Here is an 18,399-nt window from a genome sequence, read left to right as displayed (position 1 = left end):
TTTGCGATGACATCTGTGCTTCTCCTTGGTTCCATAGTTACCAAGCAAAGCGTCTATAAATCTAGGGGCATCTCATTGGAAGCAACGCAATCCATTCATCTGAAAGATGGTAGCTGGTGGGGAGGCCCATCATTTTGGGCCTCCTGCCGGTGTCAGTCGATCAACGAATTTCCGCGATCTGTGCGCCGAAGAACTCGGCCAATTGGGGGATTGTAGCGGTCGTGTATACCGATGGCCCCGAAGCGAGGTAGACAATAGCGCCGTCAGCACCATTGGCGCGGCCTCCTGCAACCTGGCTCCTGCGCACAAGTGCACCGCCGCCGCTTTTGGCTGGGATGAGGATGAAGTTGTCATTCTGTACGTCCATGACGTGACCCTTTCTGATAGGTTGGTGTCATGGTGAAAGCCGGGATGGCCTTCACCTTATATAACAAACCAGACCCTCAGGGGGTGTCAACATTTTATTTCCGTAACACACTGATATTAAACGGAAAAGACAATCTCGTTCTGCGATGTGGATTAAAAAGTCGAAGTTCGTCGCGCAATCCAATCGTCCAAGTGGGAAGGGCGGTAGTAGATGCGCCCGCCATGACGGATCCATTTTGGGCCAATCGATGATGTTGAGCGTAGCTTGGCAAGGTACTTGGGGCTGTATCGGAAGCCATACTTCGCGGCCATGTAGTCAACAGCCTCGGCGGGTCTCAGGTGCTTTTCCATTTGCGTCTCTCCTAGACAGGTTCGGGACGCGACGCTCTCTGTCGCCCCAGTATATACAATGGAGACGGCAGAATCCGGGGCGACTCTCGGCTACTTTTTTGCGCGCAAGCTTTAACCATCTGTTCTAAATAGAAACTTTATTGCGCCTTGGGGGCCTGACCGAACGGTATGCTGCTCGACATGTCGTTCAGCGCACGGCGCAGCGGGTCTTCTGTCAAATGCGCGTAGCGCGCCGTGGTTTCAGGTGATTTGTGCCCCAACAGCTTTCCAATGAGTTGCAGGCTGAGGCCCTGCGCGGCACCGATGGAAGCAAAGGTATGTCTCAGGTCATGTATCCTTACGTCGCTGATCCCAGCATGATTTGAAATCCGCTTCCAAGGACGTTTCAGATCAGATCGCGGTTTTTGGGGGTCATCCCCGGCCACGACATAGGTCCCGGCTCGGGGAAGCTTTGCCAAGACATCGATAGCTGCGTTCGACAGATAGACCGTTTTCCGCCCGGTCTTGCTGTCAGGAAGGTTGAGCAAGCCGCGTTCAAGGTCCACCTCGGTCCAGCGAAGATGCAAGATTTCCCGGAGTCGGCAGCCGGTCAGCACAAGCAGGCGTATTGCGCCTGTCACATGAGGCGACATGACCTCTCGCATATTCGCGTCCTTAGGCCTGTGCTTGGTTTGTGCTTCGTCTCGCAACAACCATGGAAGGCCGATAGTCTCGGCGTCTTCGAGCGACTTAGCGAGGCTGTCCAGCTCAGCTTGGCTTAGAAAGCGTTCTTTTGATCCATCTTTGAACACCTTAACCCCAGCACAGGGATTGGCTTCCAAAAGACCATGATTGATCGCGTACGTGAATATCCCGCCCAAGAGTCGCACTGTCCTCGTGGCGGTTCCCTTACCGCCCTTGATAATGGAACGCCCTTTCTCGGTTCTTGAATCCCGCGCAGTCTTGCCTGCAGCGATATCCTGCAACATCTGTTCGACGTCACGGCGCGTTACAGCGCTGATCTTCTTCTTCCCGATCAGCGGACAAATGTGGCTGGTAATGCGCCCCATATCTGTCTTGATTGTGCTTTCCTTCTTCGTTGTGACACCATGTTTGATGTAGTCGGCGCAGAGCTGGTTGACTGTTAGTTCGGAGCGTGCACGCTGATCGTCACCGATACGGTCATTTCCGAGCTGTGCTGATGCCAGATAGGACTCAGCAACCTTGCGCGCTTCCTCGGTTGTTACGGTGCCGAAAACCCCCAATGACTTCCTGCGCGATGGGGTGTCACGTCCCCCGGCGCGATACTGCACGACGAACGTCTTTCGTCCACTCTTCCATACTCGGACACCGAAGCCTGCCAGCTTGCCGCACCAGACGAAATAGTCTTTGTCGCGGGGTTCAAGCTTGTCCACTACGGTTTTCGTCAGTCGAACTTGCGTCATTTCGTTACAGTAAGCACATAGTAAGCACGCCTCGGGTATAGCGGGGTGTTAAAGGGTTTTTGTCAGTCACGCTGACTTATCCTATAAAACACTATTTTTATTGAGAAATCAACGCTCAAGGTTAGCTTGGGTATAAGTCTGAAAACAAAAAATGACTTATTCCTTAGCCCTCCGAAGGCAGAGGTCACAAGTTCGAATCTTGTCGGGTGCGCCATTTTTCAAGCCTTGTTATCTTTTCCAAGGTACCCGCCCGCCTTCAATCGGCGCCCGGGCTTGACCCCCCAATCATTATCCCGGGCTTGATCTGGGGGGATACGCGCGAGCGCGATCAGACAAAGAGAAAACTTGGCCAGCGCGGCGCGATCCATTACAACAAGACGATATCCGGGAGACGCGGCCCCCAAAGCAAACAGGGCGCGGGCAGGCCCCCCACATGTGACGCACAAGGCACGAACAAGGCATGGACCAACGGCGCATCGGCACAATATTATCCGAGCTTGGCCTGATCACCGCGCGTGACAAGGCCCAGGCCGAAGCCTTTCAACGCGAAGTGGGTGGCCTTTATGGTCAGGCGCTTTTGCGCCTCGGCGCGCTGGGCGAGCCTGAACTTTTAAAGGCCCTGTCAAGCCAGCTTGATCTGCCGATCCTGACCCCCCAGACCGCCCCCGATGCCAGCGCCTGTCTTGCGGCTGCCGAAAGTCTGGGCCTGCCTCTTTCGTGGTTTTTGCAAAAATCCGTACCGGTTTGGTGTCTGCCGGTTGAAAACCCCGATGCCGCGCCTGATGAAATCCCCGATGAACCGGCATGGCAGCCGGGGATCATCTGCGCCGCGCCCCGCCATAGCCTTGATCCCGATATCCATGAAATGCTGGAAAGCCGCGCCCCCAGCGTGCGCATTCATCTGGCCGCCAACAGCCTGATCGATAGCCTGCTCACCCATTTTGATCAGGCCAGCGCTTCGGCCATGGATGATGATGAAACCGATACCGCCCGCCTGCGCGAAATGGCCGAAGAAGCGCCGGTGATCGATTTTGTGAATACCATCTTCAATCAGGCGCTGAATGAAGGGGCATCCGATATTCATATCGAGCCATCGGAACATATGTTTCAGGTTCGCAGCCGCATCGATGGCGTTTTGCATGTAAAGGCCACCCAGCCGCGCCGCCGTTTCGATGCCGTGGTTTCACGCGTGAAGCTATTATCGGGCATGGATATTGCCGAACGCCGCCTGCCGCAGGATGGCCGCCAAACCATCCGCATTTCCGGCGAGGAGGTGGATTTGCGCGTGTCCTCGCTTCCCACATCATGGGGCGAGGGGCTGGTTTTGCGCCTTTTGCGCAAACAGCGCACCCTGCTCGATCTTTCGGGCCTTGGGCTTTATGGCCGGGCGCGCGATGTGCTCGATGATCTGTTGCGCGAAAATCACGGCATCATCCTTGTCACCGGGCCCACCGGCTCGGGCAAATCCACCACCCTTTATCGGGCGCTGGAAACCGTGAATGATGGTATTCGCAAAATCATCACCATCGAAGATCCGGTGGAATATGATATGACCGGCGTGTCGCAGATCCAGACCAAATCGGAAATCGGCTATGATTTCGCCCGGGGCCTGCGCGCCATCCTGCGCCAGGATCCCGATGTGATCATGATCGGCGAAATCCGCGATGGTGAAACCGCCGCCATTGCAGCGCAAGCCGCCCTCACCGGGCATCTGGTGCTGTCCACCCTGCACACCAATTCCGCCCTCGCCGCCATCCCCCGCCTGATTGATCTGGGGCTTGAACCCTTTCTGGTGGCCTCCGCCCTCATCGGCACCGCCGCCCAAAGGCTGGTGCGCCGCCTGTGCCCCCATTGCGCCCGGGATGAAACCAATCCCCAGCGCATCGCCCAGCAAAATGCCTTCATCGACCGGATGGCCGCCGATTGCCCCGCTTTGCAAAGTGCGGTCAATAAAAACCCCGCCCGCTGGCGCACCGCGCCGGGCTGCGATCAATGTTCCCACAGCGGCTATCAGGGGCGGCTGGCTTTATTTGAAATCGCCGCCATCGATGGGGCCATGGCCGAAGCCATTTCCGATGGCCGATCTTTACGCGATATGATCCAGATCGCCCGCCAAAGCGGCTTCATGAGCCTGATTGAAGATGGGGCCGAAAAAGCCCGTGCCGGTGAAACCACTTTGGATGAAGTGATGCGCGTGGTGGGGGCATCCACCGCTATGGCCCACTGAAATGGCGGATTTCAAGCATAAATCCATCAAGGCGGATGGTGTGGTTTTATCGGGCCGGATCGAAGCCGGGTCAAAGCGCGAGGCCTGGCAAAAGCTGAAGGACAAGGGCCTTGAACCCTTCCGGATCGAAGCCGTGGGGCGAGGCGGCCTGCCTTTTGCCGGGCTTTTCCGGAAAAAGCTGAAAAACAAGGCGCGGGCGCGCTATATCCGCCAGATGGCCACGCTGCTTTCTGCCGGATTGCCGCTTTTGGAATGCATGGATAGCCTTTCGCGCAATGGTCATCCGGTGCTGCGGGCGCGCAGCCTTGCCATGCGCCGGGGCCTGCGGGCGGGGGAGCGGCTATCCCAGACCTTTGCCACCCATATGGCCGATTTTCCGCCCTATGTGGCGCAATTGGCCGAATTGGGCGAGCAAACGGGGGCCATTGCCGATGCTTTAAGCGATGCCGCCAATCGCATGGAGCAGGAAGAAGCCCTGCGCCGGGATATACGCGGCGCCCTCACCTATCCGGCATTTCTGGCGGCAACCGGGCTGGTGATCACCATTTTCATGTTTGTGGTGGTGGTGCCGCAATTTGAAGCGATGATCGGCGATGATCGCGATAAGCTGCCGCTGATTTCCAAAATGGTACTGGGGGGATCGGCGCTCTTTCGCGACAATACCCTTGTGCTGGGCTTATCCGCCTTTGCCCTTATCGCCGCCGCGCTGCATATCGGGCGATCCCGCCCCGCCCGGGCCCGCTTTTTCGCCCTGCTTGATCGCCTGCCGGTGCTGGGACCCTTTTTGCGCCGCGCCCAGCTTGCCAATTGGGCGCGCACTATGGGGGTGGCCATGCGCAATGGCGCGCCTTTGCTCACCGCTTTTGATCTGGCCGCCCGGGCTGTGACCAGCCCCAGCTTTTCCCAAGGGTTGATCGAGGCCCGCCGCGCCGTGCGGGCGGGCGAAGCGCTGGATGAAGCGCTATCGAACGGGGTGGCCCTCGATCCCACCTTCACCGATCTTTTGCGTACCGGCCGGCAGGCCGCCGCCCTTGATCAGATGCTTTTATTCATGAGCAATATTTTAGATGATGATGCCCGCGAACGGGCCAAGAAAATCACAGCCCTTGCCGAGCCGGTGGCCATCTTGCTGATCTCGATGATCGTGGGCACCCTTGTCATCGGAATCGTGCTGGCCATGACCAGCCTTTATCAATTTGAAATCTAGAAACGGAGATACGCACCATGCGCCCATGTCGGCTTCGGCATTATCCCAATGCCGCCAGAAAAGGCCAGCAAAGGGGCTTTACCCTGCTGGAAATGCTGATCGTGATTGCCATCATCGCGGTGCTGGCAACCCTTGTGGGGCCGCGCCTGTTTGGCCAGCTCGATAGCTCGAAAGTGACCACCGCACAGGCACAGACCCGCATGTTGCGCACCGCCCTCGATACCATGCGGATCGATATCGGCCGCTATCCCACCGAGCAGGAAGGCTTGTCGCTTCTGGTCACCCCGCCCGATGATCCGGCCTTGCGATCAAGCTGGTTCGGACCTTATCTCGATGGCTCGATCCCGGTTGATCCCTGGAACAATCCCTATCGCTACCGCGCGCCGGAAACCCGGGGCGGGGTTGCTGAAGTTTATAGCTATGGCCCCGATAATGCCGAAGGGGGCGAGGGGCTGGATGCCGATATTTCCTCCACACGCTAAGGCGAAGGCGAGCCGGCAGGGGTTCACCCTGCTGGAAATGCTGGTGGTGCTGGCGATCATGGGGCTGGTTTTGGGGCTGGCCGCACCGCTTTTCACCGCCCGCATTGAAAGCGGCCAGTTGATCCAGCAGGCCGAAGCCATCGCCACCCAAATGCGCCATGCCCCCATGCGCGCCCGGCTTGATGGCCAGGCTTTTTATTATGGTGCTGAAGGCAATATCCCGCCCGGTGCCCGGCCCCTTGATTTCGATCTGCCCGATGGCTGGATCATCCGCAGCACCGGCGCCTTGATGATCAGCGATATCGGGCTGTGTGCGGGCGGCGAGATCACCCTTATCGCCCCATCCGGGCGCAGCCTTCGCCTGCAAATTCGCCCGCCTTTGTGCGAAACCATCATCACCAGTGGCCCGCAGCAGGCTGGCTGATCGGCTTCAGGCTGCAGGGGCAATCCCCATTGCCTGCAAAATGGTGGCATTGATTTTGTGCACATCAAAGCGGGCTTCTGCCAGCGCGCGGCTTGCCGCCCCCATCCGCGCCACATCCTCGGGATGATCGATGAAATGCTGCATTGCCGCTGCCAGCGCCGCCGGATCGCGCACCGGCACCAGCAGGCCATTTTCGCCCGCAATTACCGTATCCCGGCAGCCCGGCGCATCGCTTGTGATCACCGCCCGCCCGGTGGCCAAAGCTTCGGTGGTGGAACGCGGCAGGCCTTCGCGCCAGCTTGGTAAAACAAACACAGACGATGCCACAAGATACGGGCGCACATCGGCAACCGCGCCCGGCCATTCGATGATCCCTTCCTGCACCCAGCCCTGCACCGTTTCCTGGGTGAGGGAACCGGGATTATCATCCAGCCCGCCTAAAAGCACAAAGCGCGCAGCGGGATGACGGGCCTTGATGCGGCGCGCGGCTTCGGCAAATTCATAAAGGCCCTTTTCGCGCAATAATCGCGCCACCAGCAGAAAAACCGGGGGCGCATCGGCCATAGGCGGCGGCACATGCGCATAATGATCAAGATAAACCCCCGTGCCATGAACATTAAGCCCCACACCCCGGGGCAGATGCCCAGCCGTGGCGAAATGCTGGAGATCATCGCCATTTTCAAAAAACACCTGTGTGCAGCGATGAAGGGCCAATCGATACAGAAGCGAAACGATCATCTTTAAAAAACGCTTTTTCAGATCAGGCGGCGTGTCTCCATCCGTGAAAACATAGCCAAGCCCGGCAATCAGCGCAAAACGATGTGGCACCCCCGCGAGCCATGCAGCCAGGCTCCCATAAATCACCGGCTTGATGAAATAGCCAAAGCTTCCATCCACATCCAGCCGCCGCAAAAGCCGCGAAAGGCGGAGCATATGCCCCAGATCGCGCAGGGGGTTCATGCCGGTGCGATCCAGCCGATAATCAACAGGCACCGCCCCCAGCGCCTCGACCTCTGCCCGCGATGTGGCATCATGATCAGGGGCCAGCGCATAAACCCGCACCCCGCAACCGATCATCGCCGCGATCAAGGGCCCCCGATGATGCAACATCGAGCGCGCCTGATTGGATATCACCGCCACCGACCGGATGACGCCCCGGCCGTCCTGATGCGCTTCATGTGATTTTCGATTATTGTGCTGCGGCATGGCGGTTCTCTTTATCGGCCCATCGTGTGAGGTTCGGATTGCTGACGCCACCAGGCCTGAAACATCAGAATATCCCACAGATGATAGTGCCAGCGCCGACCATGAAACAGATGCTCATCCCATAAGCGGCGAATCGGGGCGGGGTCGAAAAAGCCGTCTTCTCGCAGCCGCTTTTCATCGAGCAGATCTTCTGCCCAATCGCGCAAAGGACCGCGCAGCCAATCTTCAATCGGCACCCCAAAGCCCATTTTCGGCCGATCGATCAGCTTTTGCGGCACATGACGATATAAAACCTCGCGCAGAATATGCTTGCCCACACCCTTTTTCAGCTTGGCGCTCATGGGTACTTGCCAGGCAAATTCCACCACATGATGATCCAGAAAAGGCACTCGCGCTTCCAGGCTGGCCGCCATGCTGGCGCGATCCACTTTGGTCAGAATATCATCGGGCAGATAGGCGACGAGATCGCGAAACATCATTTTCTGGCGGAAATCGGGGAAATCCGGCACCTGATCAAACACCGAGAGCCCGGGCCCCTGCGCCCCCAGAACAACGGGATAAGGATCTCGCCAATGGGAAATCAAATCGCCATAGATGCCCGCTTCATCCGAACGAAGCAAAAAATCCGCAAGCTTTGGCAAGCGATCCCGCACCGCTACCGTGGCCATGCTTTTGGGTAAAAGCCCGTTCACCCCGGCAGCCAGATGCCCGGCAAAGCCGGTGCGCAGAAATCCTGCCGCCAGCGCCCGGCCTTGCCGTGGAATCCGGGCCAGCGCCGCCTTCAGATGCATGGCCCGCGCATAGCGATCATAGCCGCAGAAAAGCTCATCCCCACCATCGCCAGACAGGCTCACGGTCACATGCGCCCGGGTCATCTCGCACAAGAGGCTTGTGGGGATTTGCGAGCTATCGGCGAAGGGTTCGTCCCACATATGGGGAAGTCGGGGGATCACATCTAGCGCTTGTTTCGCGGTCACATATAATTCTGTGTGATCGGTTCCCAGATGCTGCGCCACCTCTTTGGCATAGGTGGCTTCATTATAGCGGCTTTCATGAAAGCCGATGGAAAATGTGCGGATTTTCCGGGTGGATTGCGCCTGCATCAGGGCGACAATGGTGGAGCTGTCAATCCCCCCGGATAAAAAAGCCCCCAGCGCCACATCCGCTTCCATCCGCCGCCCTACGCTGCCCATCAGCAGGGTTTCAAGACGATCGACCAGCCCCGCTTCATCGGCCAGGGGATGGGCGGCGCCCGCCTGCGCGATGCTGTGCACATCCCAATAAGCATGGGGCGGCGGCAGGCTTTGATCCCCGGCCTTTAAGATCAGCCGATGGGCGGGCGGCAATTTATGCAGACCGTGCCAGATCGCATAAGGGGATGGCACATAATTGAATTGCAGATAGGCGGCCAAAGCATCGCGATCAACATGCTTTTCAAAGCCCGGCCATAGGGTCAGGGATTTCAGCTCGGAACCGAATAAAAAGGTGCCATCCGCCGCAAAGCCATAATAAAGGGGCTTTTCCCCCAGCCGATCACGGGCGAGAAACAGGCTGTGATCCTGTTGATCCCAAAGGGCAAAGGCAAACATGCCATTGAGCCGGGACAGCGCCGCATCGGGGCCTATCGCCTCGATCACCGCCAAAAGGGTTTCGGTATCGGAATGCCCCCGCCATGCCGGGGCCTTGCCTGCGTCGTTGAGTTCGGCCCTTAAATCATGATGGTTATAAATCTCGCCATTATAAACGATGATATAGCGCCCGGATGCCGAATGCATCGGCTGATGCCCCGCCGACGACAGATCGAGAATCGACAGGCGGCGATGACCAAACCCCACGCCCCGCGCCCTATCCAGCCATTGGCCGCCATCATCGGGACCGCGATGGTGCACGGCATCGGTCATGGCCCTCAGGATTTGCGCGCCGCCTTCGGGCACGCCCTGCCAATTGATAAAGCCCACAATCCCGCACATCAGCCATCCGCCCCTTTTTCTGTTCAGTTTTCCGTTATGATCGCTTTGGCCTGTTCAGAACATGGTGATAAAGGGCCAGATAATCCGATGCCACCTTTGACAGGCTATAATGTTCGATCACCCGCTGTCGGGCCTGTTGTCCCAGGGCATTGCGCTTTTCTTGTGGCATATCCTTCATCTGAAGCAAGGCTTTTGCCAGCGCTTCGGGGTTTTTGGGCGGCACCACCAGCCCGCTATCCGCCACAATCGCCGCCGATTCCCCCACATCTGTGGCAATCGCCGGAATCCCGCAGGCCATCGCTTCGCCCAGAACATTGGGAAAGGCCTCGCTCCAGGACGAACTGACCAGACAATCCGCCGCCGCCATCAGATCGGGAATATCATCGCGCTCCCCCAAGAAATGCACGCGATCATCCCTTATTTCGCTGAAGGCCGGATTGCGGCTATCCACCCCGGTTCCGGCCAGCAGAAACACGATATCGCGGCTTTTGATCCGGGCGATGGCCGCCAGCAATCCCCGATGATCCTTCATCGGATGAAAACGCGCCACATGCAAAACCACAAAAACATCCGGGCCAATGCCCAGTGTCGCCCGCAGCCGCGCCCCCTTCAGCGGGTGGGGGGTCAGCCGATCGGTATCAAAGCCATTGGGGATCACCTGAGCATATCGGGGGCTGAAACCGATTTTCAGATGCTGATCGTGGCTGATTTGGGCATTGAAGGTGAGGGCGGCAAGGGATGCGCTCAGGCCTGCGGTTGCCCGAATAACCAGATTGGTGGTCAATTTTTCGTTCGACAGGCGTTCGATACTATGGCGGATGCCTGCCACCACCGGGCGACCCTGCGCTGAAAGCTGCGCGGCCAGAATGGCATGATACATCCAGCCATGAACCAGATCGGGATCAATGCGCCGCACATGCCTGCGCAAGCGCAAAAGATGGAGGGGATTGGGTCGCCCCATGCGCATGCCCAAACTTTCCACCGGCACCCCCAGGGCGCGGATTTTCTCGGCATAGATGCCATCGTCGGTCAAAGACAGCACATGATGGCGCACTGCCCCCCGATCCATGGCACCCAGCAGCTTATAAAGCATATGTTCCGCACCGCCGCGACCAAGGCCGGTGATCATATGAAGGACCGATTTCAGCGGAGCCATTCCTGAAAGCACTTTCCTATAACCCTAGAGCGATTTCGAGCGGAGTGGGGTCACGACGCGGCAAGGAAATCGCGTTTAAACAAATATTTAGAGCATTTGATCCGATCCCCTTTGATCGGAAAATGCTCTAGAAGATCAAGGGGCAACAGAGCGAATGATCTTTGCCATCCGAAGTGATAAATGCGCGAGGCTGAAATGCGCGACAACCAGCCTGCGGCCTTTTTCGCCCATTTTTTGCCCCAGATCGGGATTGGTGAGCAGGGCGCTGATCTGCTCGGCCCAGTCGCCTTGGGTGGCGGCCCCGAAACCGATCTCATCCATGGCCAGCAATTCCGCATTCATGCCAATGGGGCTGACCACCACAGGCAGCCCGCACGCCATATAGGTCAGCATTTTATAGGAACATTTCCCCCGCGACCAATCATTGTCCTCGATGGGCATCAGCCCAAGGCGAAGATCTTGCAGGGCTGAAACCTCAATCTCGGGCGACCAGCGCACATAATCCACCCGATCCGCATCGAGATTTTGAAACCGAGGGGGGCGATTGCTGATCACCCGCAGCCTTGCGCTTTTGTTTTTTAGAAACACCATCGCCAGCGCCGGTTCCAGGCGTTCCAATTGGATGAGATTGCCCCCCGATCCCGACCAGCCGATGATCTGGGATTGCGAGGGTGGCTGTGATCCCGGGCAAAAGCGATCACTATCCACCGCTGTGGGCAAAAGCCAGGTTCGGCATCCCAGATCATCGAAATAGCTTTGCAAAAAGCTGTTGCCGCAGATCACCCCATCGCTGAGCCGGGCGAGCCGGGCGGCAAAACCGCCGCGCTTGTGCAGCCAGATCGCATCATCCACATCCAAAAGGCGCGGCCCGGCGAAATAAGGCTCCAACGTCAGAAGGGTGCTGACCAGTTCGCGCTGAAACAAGATGAGATCAAACTGGCGGCTTTTGAGGATATGGGGCACCCGCTCAAGGATCGTGGCCAAAAGCCAGGGCGGGCGTTTCCACTGGGCTGGCGGGGGATATTGCCCGGCCCGGGATGGAAATTCCTGCACCATCAGGCCATGGCTTTTTAAAGGATCGATATATTGCCGCACCCGGAAACGAGCGCTGGGAACGGTTTGGCCGCCGGTAAAAGCGGCAATATTCAGGGGGGTTCGTGTCATCGGATCGGGTTATGCTCTTGATGGCGATTGCCTGCCCAGCCGGGACCCGCGGGCAGAAGGATCAAATAAACGGATATGCCGCGCCACCACAAACACAGCCCCAAACAAAACCAGCTTGATGATCGGGTTGAGCGAAGTCAGCAAGGCATCGGCCAGAATGCCAAGGATAATGCCATAGAAAATCATGGCATAGACTAAAAGCCAGGGCAAGGAACCCGATTGCGCCAATTTATGAACCGCACCGCTGATCAGCCCCAGCAAAAACATGAAACCCGCCACCCCCAGCATGCCATAATGGGGATAATAGAAAAAATAGATACTATAGGTATTATAGCCCACCACCCCCGGCCCCAATTCGATGAATTTCCCCGGAGGATTGGGGGCATCGAAAAAAGCCCCGAAATAATTGATGGTGCGGATGAAAAATTCCCATGGGCTTTTGATTTCAGGGATCTGTTCAATTCCATCGAGATAAACGCTGAAGGCCACCGCGCTGGTGGTGAGATAATTCAAAAATATCTGCCCCGTGAGCCCGGCGGCGTCGAGCAAGGTCATCTCGCTATCCGCCGCCAGCGAATTGCGCAAAACCGTAATGCCCCCAAAGGCAATCAGAACGAGGATCATGAGGATGATCAGCGCCTTTACCGGCAAGCGTTTTCGGGTGAGGCCATAAACGGCAAAAGACCCCACCAGAAGGCTCAATAACCCGCCCTTGGCCGCCGTGAGGAGATTGTAGAAAACGGCCAGAGCAAAAAGGGCGGCGATCAGCAGCCGCCAGCGACGGCCCCCTTCGGTAACGGCAAGGGCCACCAGCGTGGCAAATGTGGACAGCACCACCAGATTATTGACCAGCGCCCCCCGCCCGGCATTTTGCGCTTCATCCAGCATACCTTGGCGCACCTCAAGGAAAAACATGGGCGTGAACGGCGCGGACGACGAAAATGACATGATATGGCGCAGATAAAAGGGGAGCCCGATCACCAGCAGCACCAGCACAGCCAGCAGCAAAACCCGATCGCTTTGATAGAAGCCCTGATTAGGCGCTTGGCCCGACGATGGGGCAAATCCGGCAGGGATTTCAGCACGCCAGCGCAGGCTGCCCAGAAGCGTTCCAAAGGAAAAATAAAGCGCCCCGGCCAGGAAAACCCCCAAAGCCTGCCAAGAAACCGGATAAAGCCACATCTGGGCCAAACACATCAAGGCGAAGACCACGAACCAGATGCCATTCCACGCCACAGCCGGGTGAAACCACGACCGAGCCATGAAAAGGCTGATGGCCATCAGGCTGCCAAAGGCAAAGCTGCCCGCCAAGGCCACCACAAGGCCATCCATCGCCCCGTTCATGGCCGAGCGCCATTATCGGGGGCCTGAGCCGGCATGAGAAAGCCGCCCATCAGATCAACCCGATCAATATCCAAATCGTGCCAGCACATGCGCATTCTCTTTGGCGAACAGGGCAAGCTCTTCATCGGCTTTATGGGGCAAAGCGCGGCTAGGCCGAATATCCGCAACGCCCGCCCGTGCGGCCTCTGCCCCACAATCCAGACCGCAAAATTGCGCAATCGGCCCGATCATCTCAATGGGATTGGCCAGAAAATCCTCATAAACGATCTCAAGCTTTTGCTGATCGGGCAGCGCTTGCAGCCGGTTTTCCACTTCCTCCAGATAATCGGCCCACAGGCTGAAGCCGCCCTCGATTTTGGCACAGCGCGGCGATTCCATAAAGCCACTGCGTTTGGGGCGCAGCGCCGCCAAAGCCCCATAGCGCTGGTAATGGGCGGTGATCGATGCCATTCCCTGTTCGCCGCGCACCTTCAGGCTTTGGGCCACATCCACCCCATGCCGCCGGATATGGATGATGCGGGCATCGGGAAACAGCCGCAGCCACAGCGGCAAAGTAAAGCTGTTGCGCGGATCTTTCCAGCCCCATGGTTCAGTGATGGCGCTGGTCTTGCGATATTTGAGATAACGCGAAAGGCCCAGAAAATGGAGCGCACGCGGCCCATCCATCTGATTGCGCACATAGCGTTCCACCCATTCCAGAAGGGCCGGATTATCCCACAGATCATGAATGGGCAAAGGATGATCCCAGCGCCCGCCGCATTGGCTCAACAGCCATGAATTCAGCCGCAAAAAAAACACGGCTTCATTATTGCCCTCCTTATGCGCCCCGACAAAAAGGCCCAAACGCTCGAGAACGCGCCCCAGCATGCTGGTGCCCGAACGGTGCATTCCAATGAAGATGACAGGGGATTGATGATGCATGGGGCAAAGGCTCTCAACGAAAGAGGAGGAAATAATTGCACGGAAGAAAATGGAGATAACGCATGGCATAAAAAGACGACAGAATATTTTGCATGGCCAAAGGCACAGCCACCGCCAAAGCCGCCATGATAAGGCCCGCGCCGCCCATGATCAGGCCCGACATCAGCAAAGACAACAAAGCCGCCAGCGCCACCGATTTCCAAAGCTGGCGTTCATGCCCGGTCATGATCAGCAAAAATCCCACCGAACCCGTGGCTGCATTGACAAACTGCCCCGCCGCCAGAATCGAAAGTGCTATGGCCCCCTCTTTGAAATCGGCCCCAAACAGCCCCAGAATGAATGAGGGGAAGACGATGAAGGCCAATAAAAGGGGCGCCGCCAGAAGGGTGATGAGCGCCGTTGATTTCACCGCCAGCCTTTGCAGCGCTTCATGATCGCCTTTTGCCCACAGGGCGGCAAATTTCGGGGCGGCGATACTATTGACTGCCACCAGCAACAGGCTGGTGAGCGTTGCTGTGCGCACAGCAACCCCAAACAGCCCCACCTCGGTGCTGCTGCCAAAGGCACCCAAAGCCAATAAGGGCACCCATTGCATCAAAAGATGCAGGATCGAAATCCCCCCCAAAGGTCCGGCGGACCGCAGCAATTGGCGCATGGAAAAATGCCCGCTGCCGGTTTTATCCGGCCCGATTTTATCTCGCCGAGAAAGCTGCCAGTGCCACAGCCCCCACCCCAGCAAAAGGGCCATCAAAGCCGCCAGCCCATAGGCCATGATCGCCCCGCTTGCGCCCCAATCGGCCCCAGTGGAGGTGGCCAGCAACAGCAGCCATAAAAGGGCAAAAAAGGGCAAAACCGCGCCTTGGAGGATTTGCGAGGCGAAAATCTTTTTCAGGCCTTTCAGACTTTCCGCAAATATCGGCAATAAAGCCAGAACCGGCACCCCCAAAGCCACGATCCTGAGGGGCATGAGAAGGGCGGGCTCATCAAAAACCGTTGAAGCCAGATAGGGCGCTGCGAAAAAAATTGCCGTGGCCAGCAACAGGGATGAGAAGAGCGCCCCGCTCACCGCCCGCAAAAAAACAGCCCGCACATCAGCCCATCGTTCCTTGGCAGCAAAGCCCGAGATAAAGCGCAATGTGGCATTATCAAGGCCCCAAAGGGCAACTGTGGCGGCCATTTGCAACAGGGTCAGCGCAAGGAAAAACAGGCCCGTATCCGCCACCCCCAAAAGCCGCGCCACCAAAACATTGAAGGCAAACATCAGGCCCATGCCCGTGATCTTCAGGCCAAAGGTGATTGCCGCCCCGGATAAAATATCCCTGAAATGATGATCGAGATGGCCCATGAGCCATCGGCGCATACCCAAAAGCCCCCCGCGCCCTGATGAAGGATCAGCCTTGCTCACGCACCAAAGTCCCCCGCCAGTATTCAATCGACAGGGCAACCCCCACACCCAGTGCAAGGCCAAGAAACAGCGACAGAAAAACAATCAACGATCTTTGGGGATGGGATCGCACCTGCGGCACGGTGGCTCGATCAATCACCCTGAAAGCATATTCGGGGCGCGAATTGGCCATCATCGCCTTTTCAAGCTGTGCCTGCATCAGGCCATAAATGGTGGCCTGCAATCCTGCCACGCGGGTGTTTTCCGCCTCGTCTTTCAAAAAGGTCATCGCCCTTGTGGCTTCGGCCACGGTGCGGCTGCGGATTTCGGCATTGGCCTGGGCCACGAATTCATTGGCCCAAAGGGCGGCTTTTTGGGGATCGCGAAAACGAAAGGAAACGGTGACAAGGCCATTATCCGTATCTTCGCGGATATGGCGGATTTCAGTACTGAATAATTCAAAGGCTTCCCAATCCGATGGAATATGGCTGGGTGGTATCCAGCCTTCATCCCCCGAAAGCCGGGCGATCAGTGCCGAAAGCCCGGCGATCATCCGCCCGATCACGCCCGGATCCCCTTGCCGCCAATCGCCTGTTTCCGCATTCCATTGCTCGGGAAAAAGATCGGGCATCAACTTGTTATTAGTGATGAACCGCATGGAAAATTCATAGGATTTGAGCACCGCCATATGCGCCACCTGATCGCTATCGCTATCGCCCAGGCTGATCCCCGCCAAAGCCGCCGCCCCGCCCAAAGATCCCCCCAATCCTGAAAGGGCACCCCCCTGCTCCGTGCTGGCGGGCTGGGTGGTCACGGTGGCGGTGTAAAGGGGCTTTGTAAAAATGGCATAGGCCAGCCCAAGCCCTGTAGAAACCGACAGGATCATCACAATCAGCCAAAGATGCCGGCGGATGGCGGCCACCATATCATGAAGATAGACGACATTGGGCTGGCCATAGGATTGCGGCCCCTGCCCCGTAGCGACCAGCGATTGCGGGCTTCCCCCGGTAGCGGTGGCCCCCTTATCTTGCATCTCGGTCATGATCGATTGTTCCTGCTCGGCTTTAGGCTTTGGGTTTTTCTCAGCGCGTTTTGATCAGGGTTTTATAATGCTGATCGATCCAATCCCGATAGCGCCCATCCAGAATGGCCTGCCACCAGTGGGGATGATCCAGATACCATGTGATGGTTTGGGCCAGCCCCGATTTGAAATCCACCTGCGGGCGAAAGCCCAGATCCTGAGCGATCAGGCTGGCATCGATGGCATAGCGCCGATCATGGCCCGGGCGATCAGGCACGAATTGTTTCAGGCTGGCCGTGGGCAGGCCCCGGGCTGCGGGGGCATCCGGATAGTGTTCGGCCAAAGCGGGGCGGGCGGCAAAGGCCGCATCAAGGCCCGCGCAAAGCTGATCGATGAGATCGAGATTGCTTAATTCACAGCCCCCACCCACAGCATAAACCGATCCCGCCCCGCCATGATGCAAGATGGTATCGATAGCCGCGCAATGATCATCCACATGCAGCCAATCGCGCCTGTTTGCCCCATCGCCATAAATGGGCAAAGGCCTGCCATGAAGCGCATTGATCAAAAACAGCGGGATCAGCTTTTCGGGGAATTGATAAGGCCCGTAATTATTGGAACAATTCGAGAGACTGGTCTTGAGGCCAAAGCTATGATGATAGGCCCGCACCAGATGATCGGCGGCGGCTTTCGATGCCGAATAGGGCGAATTGGGGGCATAGGGCGATTGTTCGGTAAAGGGCGGGGCCTCCATCTGCAAAGAGCCAAAAACCTCATCGGTAGAGATATGATGGAAGCGATGATCGCGGCCGCTGCCTTCATCGAGCCAGACCATGCGCGCTGCCCGCAAAAGCTGATGGGTGCCAAGGATGTTGGTTTCAATAAAGGCTTCAGGGCCGTGAAGAGAGCGATCCACATGGCTTTCAGCGGCAAAATGCACGATCCGGTCGATATCGCGATCCCGCAAAAGCCCCGCCACCAGATCGAGATCGGCAATATCCCCCACCACCAGATCCACCGCTTCGGCTTTGATCAGATCATCGATGCTCGCCAGATTGCCGGCATAGCTCAAGCGATCGAGAATGATCATCTCAGACTTTGGATGATGCGCGGCCCAGTGATGGGCAAAATTCGCGCCAATAAACCCCGCCCCGCCCGTGATCAGCAGATTACCCATGGATTGCCTTATCGTCTATTGCCCTATCGGCACAGCCCTATGCTTTTGGATAGCCCCCCTTGCCGCGCAACGCAATGAAAGACAGGCCTTCGGGTCATTTCATCAGGCCCGCCATAAGCCCGCCACAAGCCCCCGGGGGGGGCGCGATGGGTGCCTAGCCCGCGGGCAGGAAGGGCTGCACCGGTTGCCAGCCCAAAAGCTCGACCGACCAGGATCGGGCAGGCAGATCGGGGGCGGTGATCGTGACCAGAACCCGAAAGCGCTGCAGGGAAAAGCGCCCTTCGGCCCCAATCGCCGAGGTGATCCGCCGCGCCGCGCCCAGGGGTTCGGATCGCCATTGCATCTCCGCCCCCAAACTTAATTCAGCACGGCCCTCCGGCTCCAGAACCGGATTGATCGAGCGCAGCAAAGCCAGCGCCCCGCGATCCAGTGTAATCCGCTGCTGCGCCCGTTCCACCCCCAAAGCCGCGCGGATCGAGCTTTGCTGCAAACCCAGCAAAGCCGCCAAAGCCGTGCCAAGAATGGCGATGGCCACCAGAACTTCAAGCACGGTGAAACCCTGCATCAGGGCACGC

16 protein-coding genes are annotated in these 18,399 nt (G+C 57.8%); 4 read left to right on the top strand and 12 right to left on the bottom strand.

Annotated elements, in window-relative coordinates; genetic code table 11:
• Positions 1-160 precede the first annotated feature (160 nt).
• A complete protein-coding gene (locus QK300_RS12515) occupies positions 161-367 on the bottom strand; it encodes a hypothetical protein (protein ID WP_281302078.1) in 207 nt (68 codons plus the stop codon).
• A gap of 487 nt (positions 368-854) precedes the next feature.
• Positions 855-2,141: a site-specific integrase gene (locus tag QK300_RS12510; RefSeq protein ID WP_281302077.1), complete on the bottom strand. Its 1,287-nt coding sequence runs from the start codon at positions 2,139-2,141 to the stop codon at positions 855-857.
• A gap of 460 nt (positions 2,142-2,601) precedes the next feature.
• Here QK300_RS12510 and QK300_RS12505 point away from each other — a divergent pair, with 460 nt between their 5' ends.
• From QK300_RS12505 to QK300_RS12490, 4 genes are read left to right on the top strand one after another with little or no spacing between them, the layout of a single operon-like run.
• Complete coding sequence (locus QK300_RS12505; protein ID WP_281302076.1) at positions 2,602-4,368, top strand: GspE/PulE family protein; 1,767 nt, start codon at positions 2,602-2,604, stop codon at positions 4,366-4,368.
• Between the two features lies 1 nt (position 4,369).
• Complete coding sequence (locus QK300_RS12500) at positions 4,370-5,575, top strand: type II secretion system F family protein (RefSeq protein WP_281302075.1); 1,206 nt, start codon at positions 4,370-4,372, stop codon at positions 5,573-5,575.
• Between the two features lie 17 nt (positions 5,576-5,592).
• Positions 5,593-6,057, top strand: a complete 465-nt coding sequence (gspG, locus tag QK300_RS12495; protein WP_281302074.1) for a type II secretion system major pseudopilin GspG — start codon at positions 5,593-5,595, stop codon at positions 6,055-6,057.
• Entirely contained in the window at positions 6,032-6,481 is a 450-nt protein-coding gene (locus tag QK300_RS12490) for a type II secretion system protein (protein ID WP_281302073.1), read from the top strand. The genes gspG and QK300_RS12490 overlap by 26 nt, the downstream gene beginning before the upstream one ends.
• A gap of 6 nt (positions 6,482-6,487) precedes the next feature.
• Here QK300_RS12490 and QK300_RS12485 read toward each other — a convergent pair whose 3' ends face one another.
• From QK300_RS12485 to QK300_RS12440, 10 genes are all read right to left on the bottom strand, one after another.
• Entirely contained in the window at positions 6,488-7,687 is a 1,200-nt protein-coding gene (locus tag QK300_RS12485) for a glycosyltransferase family 4 protein (protein WP_281302072.1), read from the bottom strand.
• 11 nt (positions 7,688-7,698) lie between these two features.
• A complete protein-coding gene (gene asnB / locus QK300_RS12480; protein WP_281302071.1) occupies positions 7,699-9,657 on the bottom strand; it encodes an asparagine synthase (glutamine-hydrolyzing) in 1,959 nt (652 codons plus the stop codon).
• A 34-nt stretch (positions 9,658-9,691) separates the two neighbouring features.
• Complete coding sequence (locus QK300_RS12475; RefSeq protein WP_281302070.1) at positions 9,692-10,813, bottom strand: glycosyltransferase; 1,122 nt, start codon at positions 10,811-10,813, stop codon at positions 9,692-9,694.
• Positions 10,814-10,948: 135 nt separating this feature from the next.
• Positions 10,949-11,977, bottom strand: coding sequence for a glycosyltransferase family 4 protein (locus tag QK300_RS12470; protein WP_281302069.1), 1,029 nt, complete (start codon positions 11,975-11,977; stop codon positions 10,949-10,951).
• Positions 11,978-11,986: 9 nt separating this feature from the next.
• Positions 11,987-13,321: an O-antigen polymerase gene (locus QK300_RS12465; RefSeq protein ID WP_281302068.1), complete on the bottom strand. Its 1,335-nt coding sequence runs from the start codon at positions 13,319-13,321 to the stop codon at positions 11,987-11,989.
• Positions 13,322-13,384: 63 nt separating this feature from the next.
• Positions 13,385-14,242: a sulfotransferase gene (locus tag QK300_RS12460; protein ID WP_281302067.1), complete on the bottom strand. Its 858-nt coding sequence runs from the start codon at positions 14,240-14,242 to the stop codon at positions 13,385-13,387.
• A gap of 13 nt (positions 14,243-14,255) precedes the next feature.
• On the bottom strand, positions 14,256-15,647 hold the full coding sequence (locus tag QK300_RS12455; protein WP_281302066.1) for an oligosaccharide flippase family protein: 1,392 nt from the start codon (positions 15,645-15,647) through the stop codon (positions 14,256-14,258).
• Complete coding sequence (locus QK300_RS12450; RefSeq protein ID WP_281302065.1) at positions 15,634-16,668, bottom strand: Wzz/FepE/Etk N-terminal domain-containing protein; 1,035 nt, start codon at positions 16,666-16,668, stop codon at positions 15,634-15,636. Before QK300_RS12450 ends, QK300_RS12455 begins: the two co-directional genes overlap by 14 nt.
• A gap of 40 nt (positions 16,669-16,708) precedes the next feature.
• Positions 16,709-17,824 (bottom strand): dTDP-glucose 4,6-dehydratase, encoded by a 1,116-nt coding sequence (gene rfbB / locus QK300_RS12445; protein ID WP_281302064.1) that lies wholly within the window; start codon positions 17,822-17,824, stop codon positions 16,709-16,711.
• Between the two features lie 154 nt (positions 17,825-17,978).
• Positions 17,979-18,389 carry a type II secretion system protein gene (locus tag QK300_RS12440; RefSeq protein ID WP_281302063.1) on the bottom strand — a complete coding sequence of 137 codons (411 nt, stop codon included), beginning with the start codon at positions 18,387-18,389 and terminating at the stop codon, positions 17,979-17,981.
• Positions 18,390-18,399: the final 10 nt, after the last annotated feature.

The organism is Iodidimonas sp. MBR-22 (assembly GCF_029946565.1).
GTDB lineage: Bacteria > Pseudomonadota > Alphaproteobacteria > Sphingomonadales > Rhodothalassiaceae > Iodidimonas > Iodidimonas nitroreducens.
This window is presented reverse-complemented; position numbering and strand designations above follow the sequence as displayed.